The sequence below is a fragment of the Sorangium sp. So ce281 genome (assembly GCF_051527395.1).
GTDB classification, from domain to species: Bacteria; Myxococcota_A; Polyangia; order Polyangiales; family Polyangiaceae; genus Sorangium; species Sorangium cellulosum_B.
The window spans coordinates 760,749-784,385 of the sequence record NZ_CP150322.1 but is presented as its reverse complement, the minus strand read 5'-3'; the positions used below and the strand labels follow the sequence as shown (position 1 = coordinate 784,385).

17 protein-coding genes are annotated in these 23,637 nt (G+C 71.2%); all 17 read right to left on the bottom strand.

Annotated features, from left to right (window positions below; genetic code table 11):
- Positions 1-19: 19 nt before the first annotated feature.
- Entirely contained in the window at positions 20-865 is an 846-nt protein-coding gene (locus WMF27_RS02875; RefSeq protein WP_437761790.1) for a lysophospholipid acyltransferase family protein, read from the bottom strand.
- A gap of 140 nt (positions 866-1,005) precedes the next feature.
- Positions 1,006-2,463 (bottom strand): Asp-tRNA(Asn)/Glu-tRNA(Gln) amidotransferase subunit GatB, encoded by a 1,458-nt coding sequence (gatB, locus tag WMF27_RS02870; protein WP_437761791.1) that lies wholly within the window; start codon positions 2,461-2,463, stop codon positions 1,006-1,008.
- Positions 2,464-2,514: 51 nt separating this feature from the next.
- Positions 2,515-3,189: a NuoI/complex I 23 kDa subunit family protein gene (locus WMF27_RS02865; protein WP_437761792.1), complete on the bottom strand. Its 675-nt coding sequence runs from the start codon at positions 3,187-3,189 to the stop codon at positions 2,515-2,517.
- A gap of 13 nt (positions 3,190-3,202) precedes the next feature.
- Positions 3,203-4,969, bottom strand: a complete 1,767-nt coding sequence (locus WMF27_RS02860) for a complex I subunit 1/NuoH family protein (RefSeq protein ID WP_437943798.1) — start codon at positions 4,967-4,969, stop codon at positions 3,203-3,205.
- Complete coding sequence (locus tag WMF27_RS02855; protein WP_437943797.1) at positions 4,966-6,648, bottom strand: 2Fe-2S iron-sulfur cluster-binding protein; 1,683 nt, start codon at positions 6,646-6,648, stop codon at positions 4,966-4,968. Before WMF27_RS02855 ends, WMF27_RS02860 begins: the two co-directional genes overlap by 4 nt.
- 79 nt (positions 6,649-6,727) lie before the next feature.
- Positions 6,728-7,942, bottom strand: coding sequence for an NADH-quinone oxidoreductase subunit D (locus WMF27_RS02850; RefSeq protein ID WP_437744025.1), 1,215 nt, complete (start codon positions 7,940-7,942; stop codon positions 6,728-6,730).
- Between the two features lie 3 nt (positions 7,943-7,945).
- Positions 7,946-8,599 carry an NADH-quinone oxidoreductase subunit C gene (locus WMF27_RS02845; RefSeq protein WP_437761796.1) on the bottom strand — a complete coding sequence of 218 codons (654 nt, stop codon included), beginning with the start codon at positions 8,597-8,599 and terminating at the stop codon, positions 7,946-7,948.
- Positions 8,596-9,141, bottom strand: a complete 546-nt coding sequence (locus WMF27_RS02840; RefSeq protein ID WP_437769906.1) for an NADH-quinone oxidoreductase subunit B — start codon at positions 9,139-9,141, stop codon at positions 8,596-8,598. Before WMF27_RS02840 ends, WMF27_RS02845 begins: the two co-directional genes overlap by 4 nt.
- Positions 9,142-9,167: 26 nt before the next feature.
- Entirely contained in the window at positions 9,168-9,524 is a 357-nt protein-coding gene (locus tag WMF27_RS02835) for an NADH-quinone oxidoreductase subunit A (RefSeq protein WP_437297602.1), read from the bottom strand.
- Between the two features lie 256 nt (positions 9,525-9,780).
- Positions 9,781-10,887: a hypothetical protein gene (locus WMF27_RS02830; RefSeq protein WP_437943796.1), complete on the bottom strand. Its 1,107-nt coding sequence runs from the start codon at positions 10,885-10,887 to the stop codon at positions 9,781-9,783.
- Between the two features lie 366 nt (positions 10,888-11,253).
- Positions 11,254-13,782, bottom strand: coding sequence for an MXAN_6577-like cysteine-rich protein (locus WMF27_RS02825; protein WP_437943795.1), 2,529 nt, complete (start codon positions 13,780-13,782; stop codon positions 11,254-11,256).
- 227 nt (positions 13,783-14,009) lie between these two features.
- Complete coding sequence (locus WMF27_RS02820) at positions 14,010-16,934, bottom strand: MXAN_6577-like cysteine-rich protein (RefSeq protein ID WP_437943794.1); 2,925 nt, start codon at positions 16,932-16,934, stop codon at positions 14,010-14,012.
- 134 nt (positions 16,935-17,068) lie between these two features.
- Positions 17,069-18,268 (bottom strand): alpha/beta fold hydrolase, encoded by a 1,200-nt coding sequence (locus tag WMF27_RS02815; RefSeq protein WP_437943793.1) that lies wholly within the window; start codon positions 18,266-18,268, stop codon positions 17,069-17,071.
- Between the two features lie 4 nt (positions 18,269-18,272).
- A complete protein-coding gene (locus WMF27_RS02810; RefSeq protein ID WP_437761801.1) occupies positions 18,273-18,401 on the bottom strand; it encodes a hypothetical protein in 129 nt (42 codons plus the stop codon).
- Positions 18,402-19,091: 690 nt separating this feature from the next.
- Positions 19,092-20,018, bottom strand: a complete 927-nt coding sequence (locus WMF27_RS02805) for a TIGR02757 family protein (protein WP_437943792.1) — start codon at positions 20,016-20,018, stop codon at positions 19,092-19,094.
- A complete protein-coding gene (locus tag WMF27_RS02800) occupies positions 20,015-21,706 on the bottom strand; it encodes a sensor histidine kinase (protein ID WP_437943791.1) in 1,692 nt (563 codons plus the stop codon). The genes WMF27_RS02805 and WMF27_RS02800 overlap by 4 nt, the downstream gene beginning before the upstream one ends.
- A gap of 12 nt (positions 21,707-21,718) precedes the next feature.
- Positions 21,719-23,494: a GAF domain-containing protein gene (locus WMF27_RS02795; protein ID WP_437943790.1), complete on the bottom strand. Its 1,776-nt coding sequence runs from the start codon at positions 23,492-23,494 to the stop codon at positions 21,719-21,721.
- Positions 23,495-23,637 lie beyond the last annotated feature (143 nt).

Here is a 23,637-nt window from a genome sequence, read left to right as displayed (position 1 = left end):
GCAGGAGAGAGCGCGGCGCCTAACCGTCGGAGACGAGCCGCGCGCGGGCGCGGCGGACGAGCGCCTGGACGGCGCGGTGCGATTCGTCGCGCACCTCGCCGACGTCCTGGCCTACCGTGGCGATGGGCGCGCCGACCTCGAGCGCCACCGGGATACGTCGCGCACGGCTCACCCGGGCCATGTGCGTCGTGAACGACTCGTCGGCGTAGGAGGACTCGGCGCCGCCGTACACGAGCCCCACAGGGACGATCTCCGCGCCGACGCGGCATGCCGCGGTGAAGCCGCCCGCGCGGAAGGGCCGCACCTCATCTCCGGCGAACGTGGTCCCCTCGGGGTAAACCATCACACCACGGCCGCCCTTGAGCGCGGAGGACATCGCCTGGACGACCGCAGAGCCGCTGCGCTTGCTGGAACGGTCCACGAAGAGCGTTCCGACGCGGCGCGCCGCCATGCCGATGACCGGCCATCCGGCGAGGTCGGCCCGGCTCACGACCGTGGCCTCGAAGAAGGCGAGCGTGATCATGATGTCGAGCGCGGAGCGGTGGTTCATCACGAACAGCCGGCCGAGCCCAGCGGCGTCGCGTCCAGGGCAGTACCCGGCGCCCGCCGGATCGGCCGCGCCGGCGGCGCGCCCCGCCGCGAGCTCACCCTGGAAGAGGCCGCCCGCGCGCACGTCGAGCCCGTAGAGCTTCAGGAGCGCGCGCCCATACCGGCGCATCCATGTGTGGAGGACCACTTCGCGGTCGGCCGCGGGCGAGATCGCTGTGTCGACCTCGAGCAGGCCGTACATGCCGAAGGTGAGGCCGACGAAGCCAGCCGTGCGGAGAGGGAAGCGGAGGGCGTCGAGGGGACGAGCGCTGACCATGCGTCGGATGTCCTGCCCGCTCGGGGCGATCGTGGAACCAGGCTTCGGCGAGGCGGAGGCGCCGGGCGCGCCCCGGCTCGCGCGGCGAGGGCGCCTGCCGGCGGCACCCTATTTCACGCTTGCGCCTGGAGAAAGCCCCGTCACCCGCCCGTGGCGGGAGCTCCGTCGAGCAGCCGCTTCAGCACGTCGTTCACGACGGCCGGGTTCGCGCTGCCCCCCGTCTTCTTCATGATCTGGCCGACGAAGAAGCCGAACAGCGCGGTCTTGCCGGCGCGGTACGCCGCCGCCTGCTTCTCGTTCGCGGCGATGACCGACGCGGCGACCGCCTCGATCGCGGCCGCGTCGCTCATCACGGCCATGCCCTTGTCGCGGACGATGTCGCCGGGCGCCCGGTCCGTGCCGGCCATCTCCATGTAGACCTCCTTGGCCTGCTTGCCGCTGATCGCGCCCTCGTCCACGAGGCGGAGCAGCGCGGCCACCTGGCCGGGGGCGACCGGGAACGCCGCGGAGAGCCCCGTCGTCCGGGTGTCGCGCAGCACCTCGCCCTGGACGAAGTTCGCGACCTTCACGGCGTCGCCGTGGAGGCGCGCGGCCTCCTCGAAGAACGCCGCGATCCGCGGGTGGCCGGTCAGGACCGACGCGGCGTACGGGGTGAGGCCGAGCGACTCGGTGAAGCGGCGCCGCTTGTCGGCCGGCGGCTCCGGGAGCGCGCCGCGCACGCCGGCGAGGAACGCCTCGTCCACGACGAGCGGCGGCAGATCCGGCTCGGGGAAGTAGCGGTAGCCGGACTCGTTCTCCTTGTCGCGGAGGAGGTACGTCTCCTTCTTCTCGGCGTTGTACCCGCGGGTCTGCTGCCGGACGCGGCCGCCCTGCTCGATGAGCGCGATCTGCCGCCGGATCTCGAGGTCGATCGCCTCGGCGACGAAGCGGAACGAGTTGATGTTCTTGAGCTCCGTCCGCGTGCCGAGCTTCGTCTCCCCCACCTTGCGGACCGAGACGTTGGCGTCGCAGCGGAAGCTGCCCTGCTCGAGGTTGCCGTCGTTCACGCCGATGAACATCAGGATCTCGCGCAGCCGCTTCAGGTACTCGGCCGCCTCCGCGCCCGAGCGGAGGTCGGGCTCGCCGACGATCTCGATGAGCGGCGTGCCGGCGCGGTTGAGATCGACGACCGACAGGCCGCCGATGCCGTGGACGTTCTTGCCGGCGTCCTCCTCCATGTGGACGCGCGTGATCCCCGCGCGCGTCTTGCCCGCCTCGGTCTCGATCTCGAGCTGGCCGCGCAGCGCGAGCGGCCGATCGAACTGGCTGATCTGGAAGCCCTTCGGCAGGTCGGGGTAGAAGTAGTTCTTCCTCGCGAAGACGCTGCTCTCCTGGACGGCGCAGCCGAGCGCGAGCGCGGCGCTCACCGCCATCCGGACCGCCTCGCGGTTCAGGACCGGGAGCGCCCCCGGGAGGCCGAGGCAGACCGGGCACGTGTGCGTGTTCGGCGGGTCGCCGAAGCTGGTCGCGCAGCCACAGAACGCCTTGGTCCGGGTGAGGAGCTGCGCGTGGACCTCGAGCCCGATGACCGCCTCGAAGGAGCCGTACGTCGTCGCCATGACCCGGCCTTCTAGCAGAACCTCGGCCGGACGAGAGGCGAGATGCCCGGCTCAGTGATCCGCGTGGTCGCGCGAGAGGCCAGGGTGCGTCGGGTCGCCCGGCTCGTGGCGCTTGTTCGCCGTCAGCCGCGAGCCCGATCGATCCGAGAGGCTCATGAGGAGATCGCGCCGGTAGATGAACTGCTCGCGCGAGTCGTAGGGCACCGCGTGGAGGCCGGTGTCCATGCGGATGGCGTCGACGGGGCACGCCTCGACGCAGAAGCCGCAGAAGACGCAGCGGAGCTCGTCGATGACGAAGCTGCTCGGGTACCGCTCGTAGCCCTTCCGCCGATCGCCGTCGGGGTACTCGGCCGGCTCGATCGCGATGCACTGCGCCGGGCACGCCGTCGAGCAGCAGAGGCACGCGACGCAGCGGGGCGAGTTGTCCTCGCGCAGCGTGAGCCGGTGGATGCCCCGGAAGCGCTCCGGGTAGGGGCGCTTCTCCTCGGGGTAGCTGATCGTCGTGACGCCCGGCTCGAGCGCGTGGAGCACCGGGTCGGGCTTCTGGCCGAGCACCATCTCCTTCGTGTTCTTGAAGAAGTGCTTCATCGTGATCCCCAGGCCCCTGACCACCTCGGGGATGTAGGCCTGGACGTCGGCGCTCCGGGTCGGGCGCGGGATCGGCTTGCCGGCGATCGGCCTGCCGGCCGGCTTCGTCCACGTGGTGCTGGGGGTAGCTCTCGCCATGTGAGATCCTCCTCTATGCCTGCTGCGGCGACGCCTTGGTGCCCCCCGCCGCCGCCGCGAACCGGGAAGCGGTGGAGTTGACGGTGCGCTGGCGCTCGATCGGCTCGAGGAGGCCGGCGATCAGCGCCACGACCGCCGCGAACCCGCCCAGGGCGACGATCGCGTGGGTGACGTCCGCCGCGACCTGGAGACCGCCGACGAGCCCCGCGGGCGCCGAGTCGACGGCCAGCACGACGATGCCCGTGACCATCATGTTGACGATCGTGAGCGGCAGGAGCTTCGTCCAGCCGAGCCGCATCACCTGGTCGTAACGGAAGCGCGGCAGCGTCCAGCGGAAGAAGACCTGCACCCACGCCATGAGGATCGTCTTGCCGAAGAACGCCAGCACGTAGGTCAGGCTCACGGCGACGTGGGTCATCTTGTACTGGAAGAGCGTCGCGTCGCCGAAGGCGATGTTGATGCCGTCGCGGTCCAGGAACGGCAGGTGGTAGCCGCCGAAGAAGAGCGTGACGAGGAGCGCGCTCGACGTGATGAGCTCCACGTACTCGCCCGTCATGAACATGCCGAACTTCATCCCGGAGTACTCGACGAAGTAGCCGGCGACGATCTCGCTCTCGCCCTCGGGCTGATCGAACGGGATGCGCTTCGTCTCGGCCGCGAGGGCCGCGAGGAACAGGATGAACGCGAGCGGCTGGACGAAGATCCCCCACGCGTGCTCGGCCTGCCACTGCACCATGTCGCCGAGCCGGACGCTGCCGTAGATGATGAAGAGCCCGACGACGCTGAGGCCCATCGCGACCTCGTAGCTGACCATCTGGCTCGCGGCGCGCAGGCCGCCGAGCAGCGAGAACTTGTTGTCGCTCGCCCAGCCGGCGAGCGCGGCGCCGATGATGCCGGTGCCCGCCATCGCGAAGATGTAGAGGATGCCGACGTTGAGGTCCGCGACCTGGAGGTTCACGACGTGGCCGCCGCACGTGAACGCCTGGTCGACCGTCCGCTTGAGCAGCGGGAGGTCCCCGAAGCCGAAGACGCCGTCGCCGTTGTCCTCGAAGCAGAGCTTGTCGCCGAACGGGATGACCGCGAACGTCACGAGCGCCGGGAACATCGCGAGCAGCGGCGCGAGCGAGTGGAGGAGCCGGTCGGCGTTCTTCGGGATGAAGTCCTCCTTCCAGATCATCTTGATCGCGTCGGCCGCGGCGTGGAGCGTGCCGAGGAGCCGCAGCGGGATCTTGCCCTCGGGCACGCGCAGCGCCGCATAGGCGCCCGTCACGAGCAGGAGCGCGCCGAGCAGCACGCACGCGATCCGCGCGACGACGGGCGCCGCCGTGAGCGGGACCGCCTGCGTCAGGAAGAAGACCGCGACGTGGGCCATGACGCCCCCGTAGAAGATGCTGCGCGGCTCGACGCGGGCGAGCGCCTCTTCGGCCGGGTTGATCGGGCCGCCGCTGCGGGCCGACGCGCAGAACACGATCAGCCCGAGCCAGCCCACGGCCACCGCGAACTGCGCGGCGGCCACCATCGTCTCGGCCGCGGCAGGCGCGGACGCCGGGCGCGTCGCCGTGAACACGGAGAGGGCCGCGAGCAGCGCCGGCGGGAAGAACACGATGCCCCGCACGACCAGGGACGGCAGGTAGACGACCGCCCGGTTCGGGCCGACGCGGTCCTGCACCATCGCGCCCTGGCGCCGGTCGGCCCAGGTGGCGATCGCCGCCATGTTCAGCAGGAACAGGACGACGATGAGGATCTTGACGATCGCGAGAACGAGCTCGACGCTGGTCATGCCGTGGCCTCCGTCTTCTTCGGCTCGACCCGCGCGCCGTCGGCGACGGCGGGCGCCGGCGCGGCGTTCGCAGAGGGCGCCGCGGCCCCGGCTGGCCCACCAAGCGCCGCGCCGGGCGGCATCGCGCGGCGGAGCTCGGCCAGGGTCTTCCACCCGGTCTCGTACCCGAGCGCGCGCCCGAGCCGGCCGATGAGCTCCCAGGCCGGGCGCGCGTCGCCGTGCGGGAGCAGCGCCCGCTCGCTCCGCTGCGCCAGGCCCTTCCCGTTCACGTACGTCCCCTCGGCCTCGGCCCAGGAGCACGCCGGCAGCGCGACGCGCGCGGCCTTCGCGAGCGGCCCCTCGTGGGCGGCGATCGTCACCACCCCCTTCAGCCGCGAGAACGCCCGCTGCGCCTCGCCCGCGTCGACCTCGAGGTCCGACCCGAGGGCGAGCACGTACGCGTAGTGCCCGGACGCGATCCCCTGGAGCAGCTCCGCGACCGGGCGCGGCGGGGTCGCCGCCGCGATCTGCACGGCGCCGCGGGTGTTCGGGTTCTTGTCCTCGCTGATGAGGATGTCGTCGCCCTGGCCGAGCGGCTTGCCCGACACGAAGAAGTCGGTCGCGCCGAGGTACGTCGTGGCGAGGTGGTAGAGCGCGAAGTTGTCCTCGTTCGAGTGCTGCGCCGACAGGACGATCGCGACCTTCTGCGGGTCGTCGCCGTGGCCGGCGAGCTGCTCCTTGGCCGCGGCGAGCGCGTCGTCGAGGCTCGCGTCGTCGTTGCCGACGAGCGCCGTGAGCAGCCGGCCATCGACCGCGTGCCGGTACGAGAGCATGCCCTCGTCGCACATCCAGTACGTGTTGACCGCCATGTTCTCGCGGGGGCGGTGCCGGTACGGCGTGTTGTTGCGCGGATCGTAGTCGAGGTAGGCGTTGCAGCCCGTCGCGCAGCCCTGGCAGACGGTCCGGGCGCTGCGGAGGAACCAGACGCGCGCCTTGAACCGGAAGTCGCGCGACGTGAGCGCGCCGACCGGGCAGACGTGCTCGGTCATGAGCGTGTAGTTGTGGTCGAGCTCGCGCCCCGGCGAGACCGTGATCTCCCCGAGATTGCCGCGCTCGCGGACGGAGAGCACCGGATCCCGGGCGAGCTCGTTGCAGACGCGGATGCACCGCGTGCAGACGATGCAGCGCTCGGCGTCGTACACGATGGTCGGGCCGAAGGTGACCGCCTTCGGCTTGTGCACGGGCTCCTGCCGCATCCGCTTGCCCTTGCGCTGGTGCTCCAGCCAGTAGTCCTGGAGGCGGCACTCGCCGGCCTGGTCGCAGATCGGGCAGTCGACCGGGTGGTTCAGCAGCAGGAGCTCCTGCACCGCCGAGCGCGCCTCGGACACGTGGTCGCTGTTGTCGGACAGCACCTCCATGCCGTTCGCGCAGGCCATCTGGCAGGCCGGCTGGAGCTTCGGCTTCGCCGCCGGCACGTAGTCCTGCTTCGCCGCGTCCCAGCGGAGGATGTCGAGGCTCATCGCCGGCCGCCCCGGCGGCGGCATCACCTCGACCAGGCACATCCGGCAGTTGGCGGCGACGCTGAGGCCCGGGTGCCAGCAGTAATGGGGGATGTCGATCCCGGCGCGGTGCGCCGCGCGGATGATCGTGTCACCGCTCTCGAAGGGGATCTCCCTTCCGTCGATCTTGATCGTAGGCATCGTGCTCTCGATTCCCGGCGGGGCCGCGGAGGGCCCTTGCTTTCCTAAGTCGATGACGGGAGCGCTCCTCGCGCCGTCGCTAGTGGTCGCACTCCCCGCCGATCATGTTGAGGGAGCCGAAGGTCGGCACGACGTCGGGGATCATCAGCCCGGTGATGAGCTGGGAGAGCCCCTGCGTCGTGGCGAAGCACGGCGGACGGATGCGCACGCGGTACGGCGTGCCGCTGCCGTCGGACACCAGGTAGAAGCCGAGCTCGCCGTTGCCGGCCTCGGTGTACGAGTAGCACTCGCCCGCGGGCACCTTGATGCCCTCCATGACGATCTTGAAGTGCTGGATGGTCGCCTCGATGGTCGTGTAGACCTCCTCCTTCGGCGGCAGCACAATGCGCGGATCGTCGATGTTGACGGGCCCCTCGTCGGGCATCTGCTCGAGCGCCTGCTCGATGATCCTCCCCGCCTGGCGGATCTCCTCCTGGCGGCACATGAACCGGTCGTAGTTGTCGCCCCGCGTGCCGACCGGCACGTCGAAGTCGAAGCGGTCGTAGACCATGTACGGGTTCGCCCGGCGCACGTCGTAGGGCACGCCGGTCGCCCGAAGCACGATGCCGGTCCAGCCGAGCGCGAGCGCGTCCTCCTGCGAGATCTGCCCGACGCCGTCGAGGCGGTCGAGGAAGATGCGGTTCTTGAGGATGAGCTTCTCGGCGTCGTTCACGAGCGCGAGCACGCGCGCGAGGCCCACGCGGACCATCGCCTTGAAGTCGGCCGTGGGCGGCCGCGCCATGCCGCCGACGCGGCCGAAGCTGTGCGTCAGCCGCGCCCCCGTCTCCTCCTCGAAGATCTCCCAGAAGATCTCGCGCGCGCGGCACAGGTAGAGGAACGGCGTGAAGGCGCCGAGCTCCATGGCCATGGCGCCGCTGCAGATCATGTGATCGCAGATGCGCGCCAGCTCGCCGAGGATCACGCGGTAGTACTGGCAGCGCTCGGGCACCGTGACGCCGAGCATCTTCTCGACCGCCAGCGCGAAGCCGACGTTGTTGAGCATCGGCGAGACGTAGTTGAGCCGGTCGACGTACGGGAAGACCTGCGACCACGTGCCGCGCTCGCACATCTTCTCGAAGCCGCGGTGCAGGTAGCCGATCTGCACGTCGGCCTTGTTGATCGTCTCACCGGACAGCTCGAGCACGATGCGCACCGTGCCGTGCATCGCCGGGTGGGACGGCCCCATGTTGAGGAGCATCGGCTCGCTCGGTAGGTCGAGCTCGGCCTCGTCCAGCTCGCGATCCAGGGGTTCCATGGGTCAGCTCCGCTCCTCCAGCGCGCCCGCGCGCTTGCCGTTGCTCACGGCCTCGTCTCCGTCGATCGACGCCCCAGGGCCGTGCAGCGCGAAGTCGTGCGACTGGCGGCCGAAGCTCATGCCCTCGTCGGGGCCGAACGGCGGCAGCTTGCCGGTGTTCGGCACGTCCCGGAACGGGATGAGCGGCTGGATGCGGTTGGCCGGGTAGTCCTTGCGCAGGGGGTGCCCCTCGAACTCCGGGTACATCAGGATGCGCCGGAGATCCGGGTGCCCCTTGAAGACGATGCCGAGCAGGTCGTAGCACTCGCGCTCGAACCAGTTCGCGCCCTTCCACACCGGGACGATCGAGTCGATCTCGGCGCCGTTGCCCTCCTCGTCGCCGACGCGCGCCTTGATCCGGACGCGGTGGTTGCGCTCGAGCGACCGCAGGTGGCAGACCACCTCGAAGCGGGGCACGTCGCCGCGCCAGAGGTAGTCGACCGCGGTCAGGTCGACGAACATGTTCATCAGGGTCCGCGGGTCGTTGCGGAGGAACAGGGCGGCGTCGCGCCACACGGCGGGATCGAGCACCGCCGTGTCGTCGCCGAACTGCGAGTGCGTCTCCAGGACGGCGCCCGGGAACTGCGCCGTGAGGAGCTCTAGGACCTTCTTGCTCATGGCAGGCTCCGCTCCTTGCGCTGGAGGGCGATGAGGTGCTCCGTCGTCTGCGCCGGGTCCTCGCGCGGCTTGACGATCGCCGGCGTGCGATCGCCGCGCGCGATCTTGTCCTGGAGCAGCATGAGGCCGTCGAGCACCGCCTCGGGGCGCGGCGGACAGCCCGGCACGTAGACGTCGCAGGGGATGATCTTGTCGATGCCGGCGAGGGTCGTGTAGTTGTCGTAGAAGCCGCCGCACGAGGCGCACGTGCCGAAGGCGAGCACCCACTTCGGGTCCGCCATCTGCTCGTAGATGCGCTTGAGCGCGGGCGCCTGGCGCTGGCTGATGGTCCCCACCACCCAGAGCAGGTCGGCCTGGCGCGGCGAGAAGCGCGGCACCTCGGCGCCGAACCGCGCCATGTCGAAGCGCGGGCTCGCCATCGCCATGTACTCCATGCCGCAGCAGGCCGTCACGAACGGGTACTGGAACAGCGAGTACTTCTTCGCCCAGTTCAGCAGCGCGTCCACGCGTGTGGTCGCGAAGCCGTGCTCGGAGCCCTCCATCACCCGCGTCGAGGGCCCACCGGCCTTCACTTCTCCCATTCCAGAGCTCCCTTCTTCCACACGTACACGAGCGCCACGACGAGCAGCGCGACGAACGAGCTCATCGTCGCGAGGCCCGTCCACCCGAGCGTGCGGAACTGGACCGACCACGGGTAGATGAGCACCGCCTCGATGTCGAACACGACAAAGAGGATCGCCGTCAGGTAGAACTTCACGCTCGGCTTGACGAACCGCCCGCCCGTCGAGTCGCTGCCGCACTCGTACGGGATCATCTTCTCGGGCGTCGGGTTCCTCGGGCCGAGCAGCGACGTCAGCGTGAACATCGCGAGCGCGATGATCGCGGCGACGAGAAACAGCAGGAACAGGGGGATGTAGGTGGCCATCGAGAGAGCACTCCTACGCGTCGACCCCCTGGAGGGGTCGACCATCTCGCCGAGGCGCGCGGCGTCTCGGGGCGAGACCTCGGGGCCCGCGGCCCCGAACCATGCAGTCCAAAAGGTGAGAGCGACGCGGCGATGCTGCCTGAAGCAGCAAAAATCCGAGCGATCCCGGCTTAATCCGCGCCGGATCTAGTCGTCCGCCGCGGGGGTGTCAATGGAGGCGGTCGGTCAACTGGTGGGCAACGCGCGGGCCGCGATCCTAGGAGCGGTTCGCGGCCAGGACCAGCCCTCGCCACGCGGTGAGCGCCGTCCCCAGGGTGGCCTCGATCTCCCGGATCTCCTCCACCATGTCGGCGTCCGCCACGCCCACGCTCCGCGCCTCGCGGACGCAGGCGAGGGCGGCGACGAACTTCTTGCGCTGCACGAACGCCCGCGCGAGCAGCGGCCAGATCTGCTTCGGCGGGGCCCCGAGGTTGGCGGCGCGCCGGAGGGGGCCGATGGCCTCGCCCGCCCGGCCGTCGTCGAGCATGGCCTCGCCCAGCCGGCGGAAGATGTCGCCGGCCGCGGCCCCGTCGTGCGCGTACTGGACGGCGAGGCGCATGACCTCCTCGCCCTGGTGCTCCTCGCCGAGCTTGACGCACGCGGTGCCGAGGAGGCCGAGGCCCTTGGCGATCAGGCTGCGGGCGTCCGGGGTGAGCATCTGCCCCTCGGGCGTGCGCAGGAAGATCGCGAGCGGGGCCGGCCAGGTGCCGAGCAGCTGGATCACCTTCGGGAAGTCGCCGCGCTGCGAGGCGACCTCGGCCTCGGCGACCTTCGTGAGGTCGATGGCGGAGCGCGCGCCGGCCGACGCGCGCTCGAGCTCGTCGCGCACGTGCGAGCGGATGCGGGCGCGGAACTCGTTGAGCTCGTGGGTCTCCTCGATGCCGTCGCGCAGGAGGAGGAGGCGCGAGGTCTTCCCCTCGACGGCGAGCTTGCGGAGGCTGTAGCCGTAGAGCGGGGCGAGCAGCAGGTAGCGGACGCCGATGTGGAGCTGGATGCCCTCGAGGTCGGTGTCCCGCTCGGGCGCGGGCGGCGTGGTGTCCTCCGTGAGGAGGGCGCCGACGAGGCGGTGGCGGAAATCCGCGAGCGTGAGCCGCTGGACGTCGCCGTCGATGTCCTCCTCGCCCGGCGGCGCGATAACGAAGTCGACCAGGGTGTTGTCCGGGTTGCGGCGGTCGACGGTGAGCGCCGTGATGCGGGCGCCCGTAATCATCGAGAAGGCAAAGAACGCCTCGCCCACGATCTCGCAGAGCGCCTGGAAGCTGCCGATGCCGTCGCCTATGCGCTCGAACCAGCCGTCGGTCCGAACGGCATCGAGAGAGAACACGCGTTCCTTTGGCATGGTTCGACCCGGATCACAGGGGCGCGTCCCGGACGACGGGCGCAAGTCCCAAGGGGGCCGAGACTCGCACGGGCGGGCGCCGCTCTCAAGAAAACTCCTAGGGCGTGCGCGTCGACACCTCGCCCGCGTACCTCGCCCGCGTCGCTCACCGACGAGAGCGCTGGCCGCCTTCCATGGCTCCCTGTCTCTCCATGCCGCTCCACCTGCCCCCACGCGCGCCGAGCCGCGCCTCCCCTCCCCGGCCCATGGCCCCCGAGCCCCCCGGGCCCGCCGCAGCGACCGACCCGCCACAGCCGCCGTGCCGCCCCGCTCCCCGCCGGCCGGCGGGTCACCGAGCGGGGCGCGCCCCGCTCAAGGGACAGCGGCGATGTTGAGGGTGAGATTGCCGGAAGCGGCGCGCCGGCTGTCGCCGATGATCGTGATCACCTGCCCTTCGGTGAGGGTCACGGTCACGCGCGAGCTGGCCATGACCGCGTTGTCGTTGCACGCGAGCTCGGGGCCGGAGCAGCTGTCGCCGTCGTGCACGTGAAGGACGGTGTCGAAGTTCGACGGCAGCGTGTCGATGACGTAGGTCCCGTCCGCCGGCGCGGTGAAGCGATAGACCCTGTCGTTGCCGCTCGACGGGACGCAGCTCGGTGTGGCCGAGTTCGGCTGGAACAGGGTGGAGCCCATCGCCGTCTGCGGGACCGTCGAGCCGAGGTCGATGGGGTTCCCGCAGGTGCCGTCCCCATCGAACAGGCTGATGTTGAGCGTGAACGCGCCCGCGGCATCGGCTTCAGCGCCGTCGACCGCGACGACGGTCTCCTGCCCCGCGGCGAGCGGCACCACGAGCCGCGACTGGACGACCACGGCGTTGTCGTTGCAGCCGAGCACCTCCCCGCCGCACGAGCCGGCGCGCACGTGGACGACCGTGTCGAAGCTCGATCCGAACGTATCGAAGACGTACAATCCGTCGGCCGGCGCCGTGAAGCTGTACGCCCTGTCTGCGCCGCCGGGCATGCCGCACGGCGCGCTCACGTAGTCGCCGGCGCCGACGGTCGTCCCCGACACGGTCTGCGGGACGACCGACTCCAGCGCCATCTCCGGGCACGGGGGGCTCGGGGTGCCGCTCACGTTGAGCGTGTACGCGCCGTGCTTCCCGGACGCGCCGTCCACGACCACATACGCCGTCTGCCCCTGCGCGAGGGGCGTGGACACCTGCGATTGGTACGACAAGCCCTCCGCGTCGTCGCTGCACCCCAGCAAGGCGCCCGTGCAGCTGCCGTCGTGAACGTGGAGCACCGTGTCGACGGTCGAGCCGATCGTATCGAATGTGTACCGGCCGGCGATGGGCGCCGTGAAGCTGTAGCTGACCTCGGGGGAATTGCCCTTGGCGCAGTCCGGCGGGGGCTGGAGGACGTCGTCGAGGCCTGACGTGCGGCCCGTGACCGTCTGCGGGTAGGTGGAGCCGAGATCCACCATGGGGCACGCGGGCGGAGCCCACGCGGCGACGTTCAGCGTATAGGGCCCACGCGCGCCCTCGAAGCCGTCGATGACGGCCACCACCTTCTGGCCGGCGCTGAGCTCCACCGTGGCGCGCGACTGCGACCCTTCTCCTGAGTCGTCGGAGCAGGTGAGCACGTCGCCATCACACGCGCCGTCGTGCAGCTCCAGGATCGTGTTGAACCCGGAGCCGAAGGTATCGAATACATACTTCCCGGCCGCCGGCGCCGTGAAGCTGTAGCTCGCGTCGGGGCTGTCTGCGACTCCGCAACTCGGCCGGATCGCGTCGCCGAAGTGCTCGGTGTTGCCGGTGACGGTCGCCGGGAGCGCAGCGTCTATCACCCACCCAGGGCACTTCGGCGGATCGGCCTTCACCATGTTGAGCGTGAAATCGCCTTCCGCTCCGTCGAAGCCGGTCACGACGATGAGGACCTGCTGGCCCGCCTCGAGGACCGCGCGGACCCTCGATTGGCGGACCCCGGTGGCCATGTCATCGTTGCAGGCGAGCTGAGCGCAGGTGGTCGCTCCCAGCACCCCGATGGCCGTATCGAAGGTGGAACCGACGGTGTCCAGCGTGTATGTCCCCGCCACGGACGGCGTGAAGCGATAGACCCGCTCCGACGAGCCGGCGGCCACGCACGCGAGATCGTAGTTCGTCTCGCCGCCGACGGTGGTCCCCGTGATCGTCTGCGGGAAGATGTCGCTGAGCTCGTCGTACGTCCCGAGGACGCAGGTGCAGGCGCCTGCCTGGCATACCGCCCCTCGCCCGCACGCGACGCCGCAGGCGCCGCAGTGGAGCTGGCTCGTCTGCAGATCGGCGCACGCGCCTTTACACGCCGCGAGACCTGCAGGGCAGGCGCAGGCGCCCTCGGCGCACAGCTGGGCAGGCGCGCAGCTGGACTCACACTCGCCGCAGTTGCGCCTGTCGCTCAGCACATCCACGCAGGCGCCGTCGCACTCCGTGAGGTCACCCGCGCATGCGCAGGAGCCGTCCGCGCAGACGCGCCCCTCCGCGCACGCGACGCCGCAATCGCCGCAGTTCCGCAGGTCGGTCTCGAGGTTCACGCATTTGCCTGAGCAGTCGGTCTGGCCTTCTCCGCACTTCTCTCCGCCCCCGACGCCGCTCCCTATGCCGCCGCCGCCCTCGCCGCCGCCGCCCTCGCTGCAGCGGCCCTTCACGCAGAGCTGCCCCTCTTCGCAGGCGCCGCCGCACGCGCCGCAGTGCTCGGCGTTCGCCTGGAGCTCGACGCACTCTCCATTGCACCGCGACAGCCCGTCAGGGCACTCGCCCGACGCGCTGGGGCTCTCCGCGCAGGACGCCGCGAGGACGCCCCCCGCAGCCAGGAGCAGCGCGGCGGACGACAGGGCGGGCCTGGGGCGCGATCCGGATCTGTTCATAGCCATCCTTGGGGGTGCGTGGCCGCTCGAGGCGCGCGGATAACGAGGCGCGCGCCAGGATACGCCCACGGCCGACGCATCCGCAACCGGCGGGGGTGCTCGGCTGGCGGCGCGCAGGTCGAGCCGCGGCCCGGACCGCGCTCGCCGCGCCGCGGAGAGGCGCCCTCGCGGGCTCGACGCGACAGATGCCGTCGTCAGGCCGGCCCCAGGGCACATCCAGCGCAGACTCAGAGCTTGGCGATCTTCAGCGTGAAGTCGCCGGACGCGCCGTTATACCCGTCGACGACCACGGTGATGGTCTGGTTGGGGGCGAGCACCATCTGTACCTTCGACGCTTGCGAGCTGGTCAGATCGTCGTTGCATTGTAGCTCGGTGCCGGCGCAGCCGCGCGCGTGGACGTGAAGGACGGTGTTGAACGACGACCCGATCGTGTCGATGACATAGGTGCCCCGGATCGGGGCGGTGTAGGTGAACACCGTCTCCGGAGAGGACACGGTCGCTGCGGACACGCATTTCGGCCGCACCGCGTCGGGCTGGCCGCGCGTGGAGCCGGTCCTGGTGAGCGACAGCGGCGATCCGAGGTGGATCGCCGTCGCGCAGGTCCCCGGGCCGGTGAACCGGTCCACCTGGAGCACGTAGTCGCCGGAGCTCGTGCCGAGGCCGTCGACGACGGCGAGGACGGTTTGATCGGCGGCCAGGCCGAGGGCGACACGCGACTGCTTCCCGTCCGTGTTGTCGTTGCACCCGAGCGACGTCCCCTTGCAGCTCTCGTTCAAGATCTGGAGTATCGTATCGAAGCTCGATCCGAACGTGTCGAAGATGTAGAGCCCGTCCTCCGGCGCGGTGAAGCGGTAGATCATGTCGGGAGCGTTCGACGAGGAGCCGCAGGCCGGGCGAACGGACTCGGGCCGCTCCGCGGTGCTCCCTGTCACGAGCTGCGGGACGACGGAGCCGAGATCGATCGCCGTCGAGCAGGTGCCGCCGCCGGAGAACGGCGCAATGTTGAGCGTGAAATCGCCCGACGCGCCCGCGGCGCTGCCGTCCACGAGGAGGACGATCGTTTGCCCCTCGTCGAGCTCCAGCGTCAGCCGCGACGGCGAGCTTCCCAGCGCGTCGTCGTTGCACGCGAGCTCGGCCCCGGAACAGCTGCCGTCGAGGACGGAGAGCGCCGTATCGAGGCTCGATCCGAACGTATCGACGATGTAGGTGCCGGCCGCGGGCGCGGTGAAGCGGTAGGTCACCTCGCCGGCGCCGCTGCCGCAGCTCGGGCGCAGGACGTCGGCCGCATCCGCGGTGCTCCCCGTCACCGTCTGAGGCACCGTCGAGCCGAGATCGATCAGCGGGCACGGGAGGACGAAGGTCTGGCTCACGTTGAGCTGGAAGGCGCCGGAGGCGACTGCAGCGTAGCCGTCCACGACGACGGCGATGGTCTCTCCCTCGCGGAGCATCACCTTCACCTGCGATTGCCGGCCAGAGGTGTCGTCGTTGCACGCGACGCTCTCGCCGCTGCATGTCCCCTCGTGGACGTGCAGGACCGTGTCGAAGGAGGAGCCGAAGGTATCGAAGGTGTAGAGCGCGGTCGCCGGCGCGGTGAAGGCATAGGTGGCCTCGGGGCCGCTGTCGCTGGTGCAGGGCGACGGGACGGCGCTCACGCGATCCGGGATAGCCGTGGTGCCCGTCACCGTCTGCGGAAACGTGGCGCCGAGCGTGAGCTCCGGACAGGGAGGCGGCACGAACTCGGAGACGTTGAGCGTGAATGGCCCGGAGCCGCCGTCGATGCCGTCGACGACCGCGACGACCGTCTGGCCCTCGGCGAGGCTCGCGACGAGGCGCGACGTCTTGGCTCCCATGGCATCGTCGTTGTCATTGCAAGAGATGACCGTCCCGGAGCAGGACCCCCTGCGCAGCTCGAGGACGGTATCGAACGTGGAGCCGGACGTGTCGAAGACGTACCTGCCAGCGCGCGGCGCGGTGAAACTGTAGCTCGCGTCGGGGGTGTCGATTGAACCGCAACCCGTCGAGACGGCGTCGCCGAGCCCCCAGGTGTCCCCGGTGACGCTCTGCGGGAGAGCCGTCGTGAGGGTGTCGAGCGGGCACGCCGGCGGCGCCATCCGGTCGAGGTGAAGGGCGAAGTCGCCCTGCGCGCCGTCATAGCCCGAGACGACGAGGAGGACGCTCTGCCCTTGCTCGAGGGCCACCGAGGCGCTGCCCGTCACGGCTCCCCCGTGATCGTCGTTGCACGCGAGCTCCTCGCAGGCGTCGAAGTCCAGGACGCCGATGGCGGTGTCGTAGCTCGACCCGGCGGTGTCGAACCTGTACCTGCCGGCCTCCTCCGCCGTGAACCTGTAGACGAACTGGGTCGAGCCGACTCCCATGCAGGCGAGCGGGAAATAGGTCTCCGCGCCGACCGTGGTGCCCGTCAGGAGCCGAGGGACCGTCGAGCCGATGTCCTCGTAGTCGCCGGCGGCGCAGGCGCACGCGCGCTCCCGGCAGAACAGCCCCGGGGCGCACGCCGCGCCGCACGCGCCGCAATGCGCCGGGTCGACGGCCAGATCGACGCACCTGCCGCCGCAGACCGCGAAGCCCTCGTCGCAGGCGCACGCCCCCTCGACGCACGTCTCGTGGAGAGGGCAGCGGGCCTCGCAGGCCCCGCAATGCAGCGGATCGCTCTCCACGTCCACGCAGCCGCCGCCGCACGCGGTGAAGCCGGAGGCGCAGCGGCAGGCGCCGCCCTCGCACCGCTGTTCGGCCGCGCATTCCTGGCCGCAGCCCCCGCAATGGGCGGCGTCGGTGGCGAGGTCGACGCAGCCGCCGCTGCACGCCACGAGGCCGGAGGCGCACAGCTCGCCGCCCGCTCCGCCCGCTCCGCCCGCTCCGCCCGCTCCGCCCGCGCCGCCCCCGCCGACGCACACGCCCGCCTCGCACCGCGTCCCGCTCGCGCAGACGCCGTCGCAGCCGCCGCAGTGGTCCGGATCGGCCTGCGTGTCGAAGCACGCTCCCGCGCACGGCGTGAGGCCGTCATCACACGGCGCGGCGGCCGAGTCCCCCGCGCAGGACGCGGCGAGGGCGGCAAGGGCGACAAGCGCCGCGATCGTCAGCCAGAGCGCCGTCGACGACGGCTCGAATCTGGCGCGCAATCCGGGGTGACTCATGAACATCCTTCGGCGGACAGGCCGGCCACCGCGTGGCTCCGAGAGATCCGGCGCCGAGGATACGCCTCTTCGCTTTCGCGCTGCAATCGTCGATCACCGCACTTCCCCGCGCGCGCGTTCGACCTCCACGGGCGTCAGGCGGCCGGGAGATCCGGCATCGGAGCGGCCTCGTCGGATGTCGGCTGACGCGCCTGGATGGCCTCCAGCGCCACAGCGCCCGTCTCGGGCCCCGGCGCGTCTTCGGCCTGCAGCTCGGGGCCGAGGAAACGAGCGATCGGCTCGAAGAGCTCGACGCCGGTATAGGCGCCGACGGCCAGATCGCCGTGACCGTAATCTTCCCGCGCTCCGAAGTCGCGCCCGAGCACGAGAAAGCGCTTCGGCGTCTCCGGACGATCGCGCCCCCATGCGTCGAACGCCGCGCGCACCGCCGAGGCGGGGGCTATCCTGTCGGCGCTGCCCGCGATGAACAGGGCCGGCGCCGCGACCGAGGCGAGGCCGTCCAGGACCCTCTCGCCGTCCACGCGGATCTCCCCGTCGCTCGCCATCCACGCGGCAAAGTCGGCGTTCAGCGCTGCTGGGATGTCTTCGATGCAGTTGACGAGCGCGAGCCGCGTGACGCCGGGAGGCACGTTGCGCGGGTTGGCCACGGCGTGATGGATCGGCGTCGGCAGCCACTCCGACGCGAACGCGACGCTGCGCGCCATGAGGCGGAGCGGGACGCCCGGCAACAGCCGGCCCGGCAGGATGCGCATGAGGCGCACCGGCGTGGTGAGCCGGCCAGGCGAGCCGACGAGGACGACCCGGCGGACCCGATCGCCGGCGACGCTCCGGCCAAGCGCCGCATAGAGGAGCATGCCCCCCATGGAGAAGCCGACATAGTCCAGCGAACGGGCGCCGGTGCGTTCCAGGATCGCCTCGATGGCGCAGGGAAGATCGTACCGGACCATGGCGGAGAACCGGACGCTGCGGCGCTCGGCGCGGGTGAGGAGGCGGCCGCTGCGCAACGTCAGCAACCACACGTCGCGCCCGAGCGTGGCGAGGTGGCGAGCGAGCGAGTAATCGGGGTGGATGTCCTGGTTCCTGTGGTTCGCGGCGAGCCCGTGGACCAGCAGGATCGGCGGCAGGTCCGGCTGCGCCGCCGCGCCGTCCGGGCGCGGGACGCGGCGGATCTCGATCGTCGCGCCATCCTCGGTCCGCAGGGCCTCTTCCACGCTGTACTCGAGCGGCAGCGTCAGCCGCTTGACCCAGTAAAGGAGGTGCGCCCACAGCCCGATCGCCGCCAGCGCCGCGAGCGCCAGCGCCACCAGGACGGTTGCCCCGAATGTCCAGACCATACGGTCAATCTACCTGCTGGCGCTGCTTCCGCATGCAGGCAACCTCGACATTCTTTTCACCAGGCAGGATGGACGGAACACAGGCCAGTCGCTCGTCGAAGCCGCAACCCAGTTCGCTCGCCTGGATGATCATGAATCCATGGGAACAGCACGTTTCACGATCATCTCCTGCAGCGCGTGAAAAAGTCACACAGCGTCCCGGAAGCCACTCCATCCCATCGCGCCGGACAGCACGTGGGGCGACTGCCCCTGGCGGAAACGCACGTTGGCAGCGGCTCGTTTTCCCTGGGATTCGCGTCTCGCGGGGACATGATCATGTGCCCAGGCCTACCGCGGCGCGAGATCGAGAGCTCCAGCACAGGCGTGCACAAAGGTTCCAGATCTACCAGCCCGGAACGTGGCATGCGGATCGCAACACACGAGGGCGAGGAGAGAGCTGGCAAGGGTCCCGTAAGCACCCGGGAAAGGGGGCACGGCAGGAAGAACGCCGCAGCAGAGCTCGGGGGGGCTCGGTTGCGGCGCTCTTCTTGCCGTGCCGTCTGCCGGACGGCCGCGCTCACGCGCTTGCCGGAGACAAAATGAAAAAAGCGCCTCGCGGACCTGGGGGGGGAAGGTCTCCGCGACGGCGCTCGCCTGTCATTTTGCAGGCTCTGTGCCGACCCACGTCGAACAGAGTTTCAAATACTTACACCCAGCACAACCAGCCACCATTGCATGGCTGAAAATCACAGTTGCAATCCGATTCAAATTCGAAGGCCCTCGCGTTCTCGATCTGATCGAGGTTGTAGCTGTCCCGGACGGAAATCTGCCGCGCGGGGCGTGTTCACTCGTCCCAGTGGCGGCAGACCGGCTTCACGCCGCACCCCTGGCAGCGGACCGGATCGCGCCGCGACGGGCATTGCTGGAGCATGCCGAGGTGGCAGAGGGCGAAGTCGTACTTGACGGGGTCGGCTGGATCGAAGCCGCGGAGGGCCGCGGTGATCTCCTCTGCCGTCTTCCAGGTGGCGCCCCTGCGATCGGTGAGCCCGATGTTGTAGCCGAGCTTCTCGATGTGCGTGTCGACCGGGATGAGGAGGGCCGACGGGGGCACCGGCCACAGGCCGAGGTCCACGCCGTCCGCAGGGCGGATCATCCACCGCAGCAGGAGCATGAGCCGCTTGGCGGCGCTGCCCTTCTCGGGATCGGGGAGGATGTGCGCGGCTCCGCGGTCGTCCGGGCGCCGGTCGAGGCCGCCGGCGCGTCGGATCGCCCGCACCCAGGCCCCGAGGGCCTGGCGCAGGTCGCGGGTGCGCGAGAGCTCGGCCGCAAAGGCGGCGCCGAGCGAGCCCGAGGCCCGCTGCACCCGCCGCGCGCCGACGATCAGCCCGACGAGGTCGCGATCGCGGTAGATCCGGTGCCGGAAGCCGCGCAGCCGCGCCGAGACGGCCCGGGCGTCGTCCGCGGTGAGGGCGATCTCCGGCCCGAGGCGATCGAGCGCCTCGCCGATCTTGGCGTGCAGCGCCTTCACGTTGCCGAAGGCGAGCGACGCGGCGATGAGCGCCACGAGCTCCTGATCGGCCGGGTCCGTGTAGCGATGAACGAAGGAGACCGGGTCTCGCGCGCGGCGCTCCTCGACGGCGCACCGCGCGCGCACCCCGTCGAGCGCCGCCTTGACCGCGGCGCCCCGCGCGGCGTCGCCCGGCCGGGGCGCCGCCTTGACCGCGGCGTCGCCCGGCCGGGGCGCCGCCTTGCCGCTCCCGCGCGCCCTCACGGCGACCCCGCGTCCGGCGCCGGCTCGGCCACGACCGGCTCGGCGTTCGCGGCGCGCTCTTGCGCCTCCCGGTCGTGCTCCAGCGCGGGGAGCGACACGACGAACGCGCTGCCGCGCCCGTCGTCGGTGAGCGGGCTCTCGACCCGCACGGCGCCGCCATGGCTCTCGGCGATGTGCTTCACGAGCGCGAGCCCGATCCCGCTGCCGCGCACCTGCCGCTCGCTCGCCCGCCGCCCGCGCGCGAAGCGCTCGAAGATGTGCTTCTGCTCGTCGGGATCGATGCCCGGCCCGCGGTCGCTCACCCGGATGGTGACCTGCCTCGCCTGGCGCGTCAGCGCGGCGAGGCGCCCGCCGCCCCCGCCCTCGACCTCCACCGCGACGGCGACGCGGCCGCCGTCCTTCGCGTACTTGAGCGCGTTGTCGAGCAGGTTCACGAGGGCGAGCTCGAGCGCGCGCGCGTCGATCAGCGCCTCGGGCAGCCCGTCGGCGATCGTGAGCTCGACGGTCATCTCCTCGCGCTCGGCGCGGTAGCGGTACATGTCGACGGCGCGCGTGGCCACCTCGGCGACGCTCCCGCGCGCGAACTCGTAGGCGGCCTTGCCCCGCTCGACGCGGGCGAAATCGAGGACGTTCTCGATGAGCGCGGTGAGCCGCTCGCTCTCGCTCACGATGATCTGCAGGTACTGGCGGCGCTTCTCGTCGTTGGGGACGCGGCCGCCGAGGAGGAGCTCGCCGAACATGCGGACGAGCGAGAGCGGCGTCTTGAGCTCGTGGGACACGTTCGCGACGAAGTCGCTCTTCAGCGCCGCGAGCCGCCGCTCGTTCACGGAGGCGAGCACCACGATCGCGAGCCCGGCCAGCGCCACCAGGGCCGAGAAGCCGACCATCAGGATCTCGATCAGGCGCTGCCGCTCGACCTTCTCGCCGAGCTCCTCGGCCGTGGTGAGCGCCATCTGGAGGCGCCAGTTGTAGAGCGTGGTCGGGAAGGGGCGCCCGACGGTGAACTCGCCGCCGATGATGGGCGGGCCGAACACGATGCGGCCCTCCTCGTCGATGACGTTCATCCGGCTCTTCTCGCGATCGAGGTCGCGGAACAGCCGGGGCATCACCTCGTGGACAAGGCGCGGCACCTCGTGCCACGCGACGACGAGGAACCTGCGCCCCGCGTGCTCGCGCTGCCAGTAGCTCACGAGCAGGCTCTGCTGATCGATGACGTGGTGGAGGTGGCGCAGCTCGGTCGTGTCGCCCCCGAAGTTCATCTGCGGCAGGAGGCGGGCGAGCAGGAGCTTGCGGAAGGCGTCGTCCTCCCGCCCGGACGCGCCGCGCGAGGCGAACGCGAGCACGTCGTGCGCCGCGTTGTCCATGTCGAGGACCAGGATGGCGCGCACGGTCGGCGTCTCGCGGGCCGCCGTGGGGAGCCACCGCCGCGCGATGACCGAGAGGTTCGCCACGTCGACGTGCGCGGCGACGACGCTGTCCTGGGCGATGATCAGCTTGTCGAGCCGGTCGACGCGCTCGTCGGCGAGGGTGAGCGTCGCGTCGAAGACGGTCTGCTGCCGCGCCTTCTCGATCTGCAGCGTCGTGCGCAGGGCGATCCCGCCGAGCACGAGCACGGCGACGACGATGGCGGGGACGAGGGCGAAGTACGGGACGCGATGGCGCTTCCCGGCGGAGGGGAGGAGGTCCATCGCTCGGCTCCGCTAGCGGGCGGCCTGCTTCGCCCCCGCGGTCACGAGGCCGGGCTCGAGGACCACGCCGCGCGCCCCGACGAACTCGGCGAACTGCTGGCCGATGTAGGTGAGCGCGTTGCCGTCGCTCTCGGAGAACGGCTTGCCGTCGAGCGGGTTTCCGATCTCGAGGAGGCCGAGGTAGCGGCCCGCGAGCTCGACGGGCGCGCAGATGACGCTCCGGAGCTCGACGCCGATCGCCTTCCACCGCTCGTCCATGGCGCGCTCGTCCTTGGCCGCGTCGGGCACCACGACGGCGCGCCTCGACCGCATCGCGGCCAGCGGGAGCGGCGCCCGCTCGGACAGCCTGGCGAGGAGCGCGCTCTTGCCGCCGTACTGCCGGACGACCACGAACTCGCGCCGGTTGATGTCGAACAGCGACACGAGGCCGAAGGCGCACGGGATCTTGTCGAGCGTGAGCGCGAGGATGAAGTCGGCGCCCGCGAGGGTGTCCTGGAGGAAGTGCAGGTCGCTGCACGCCTCGAACAGCTCGGCGATGAGGTCGTCGCCGGAGAGGCGCCCGTTCTTCGGAGGGAAGGAGGAGCGCCGCCGCGGCGGCGCCGGCGTGGGGGTAGCGACCTCGGGCGGCTCCGGGACGAGCTGGAGACGTGGCGGCGCCCCCTGCTGGTCGGCCGGCACCGCGAGCAGCACCACGTCGGCCGGCGGCGTGAGGGCTGGCCGCGGCAGGTCCGCAGAATGCGCGGCGACCGGCGGCGCAGCGTCCGCAGGCGGCGCAGCGTCCGCAGGCGGCGCAGCGTCCGCAGGCGGCGCAGCGTCCGCAGGCGGCGCCGCGTCCGCAGGCGGCGCAGCGTCCGCAGGCGGCGCCGCGTCCGCAGGCGGCGCAGCGTCCGCAGGCGGCGCCGCGTCCGCAGGCGGCGCGGCAACCGGCGGCGCTACGTCCGCAGGCGGCGCGACGGCCGGCGGTGAACCATCCGCAGGCGGCGCAGCAGCTGGCGGCACGGCGACCGGCGGCGCCACGTCCGCGGGCGGCATGGCCGGCGGCGGTGCGGTGCCGCCGGTGCGCGGGCGGAACTGGATCTCGGGCTCGGCCGAGCGCCAATCTTTCCAGGCGAGGGTCGCGAGCGGGCTGCGCTGAGGCCGGCCGTCGAAGACGTGATCGAACACGGCGATATGGATGAACTTGCCCGGCCGCGCGTCGTCGATGCGCTGCCGTGCGCGCTCGAGCCGATCGACCAGCAGCGCGCTGACGAGATCGCGCGGGGTGCCGGTCGCGACCGCATAGACGAGCTCTCGGTAGGTGAGCGGCGAGCGCTCGGACGGGTTCTCCTCGCGCTGCGAGATGAGCTGATACGGCGGCAGCTCCGCGGGCGCTCGCTCCGGCTCGGCGCCTCGCTCCTGCGGCGCATCCCGCCCCGGCGCGGCCTCCCCGCCTTTCGCCGGTTGCGCCTGGGCGCCCGCTGGCTCCGGGACGAGGAGCGCGGTCCCCATCGAGATGAACGGGACCGTGGGCGCGATCGGGCGCTTCCTTGCGACACGCTCCGCAGGCTCGGCCGGCTTTGGAGAGGCCGCCCCGGCCGGGGAGGCGCCCGCCGGCGTGTCGGTCCCGTCCGTCAGCGCCGCGTCGTCGGGGGCGCGCTGCACGACGTACCGCACGCGCGTCGCCGGATCGATCGCTCGGTAGCCGCTCTCCAGCAGATCCACCGAGAAATTGTTGAGCGGGCCGCCATCGCCGCGGAGCGCCCGGGCCTTCTGCAGCGCGGGCTGCCACTGCGGGGCCTCGACGCACACCTTCCTGCTCGGCGGAGCGTTCTGGCCTAACGACGAGATCTCGACGAACCAACGCATCGTTTGCGGTTCCAATCCGCGCTGGCGCTGACTGGGTGGCGCGCTCTGGCGCGAAGATCGTTCTACTCGACGCGCGCGAGAGGGGT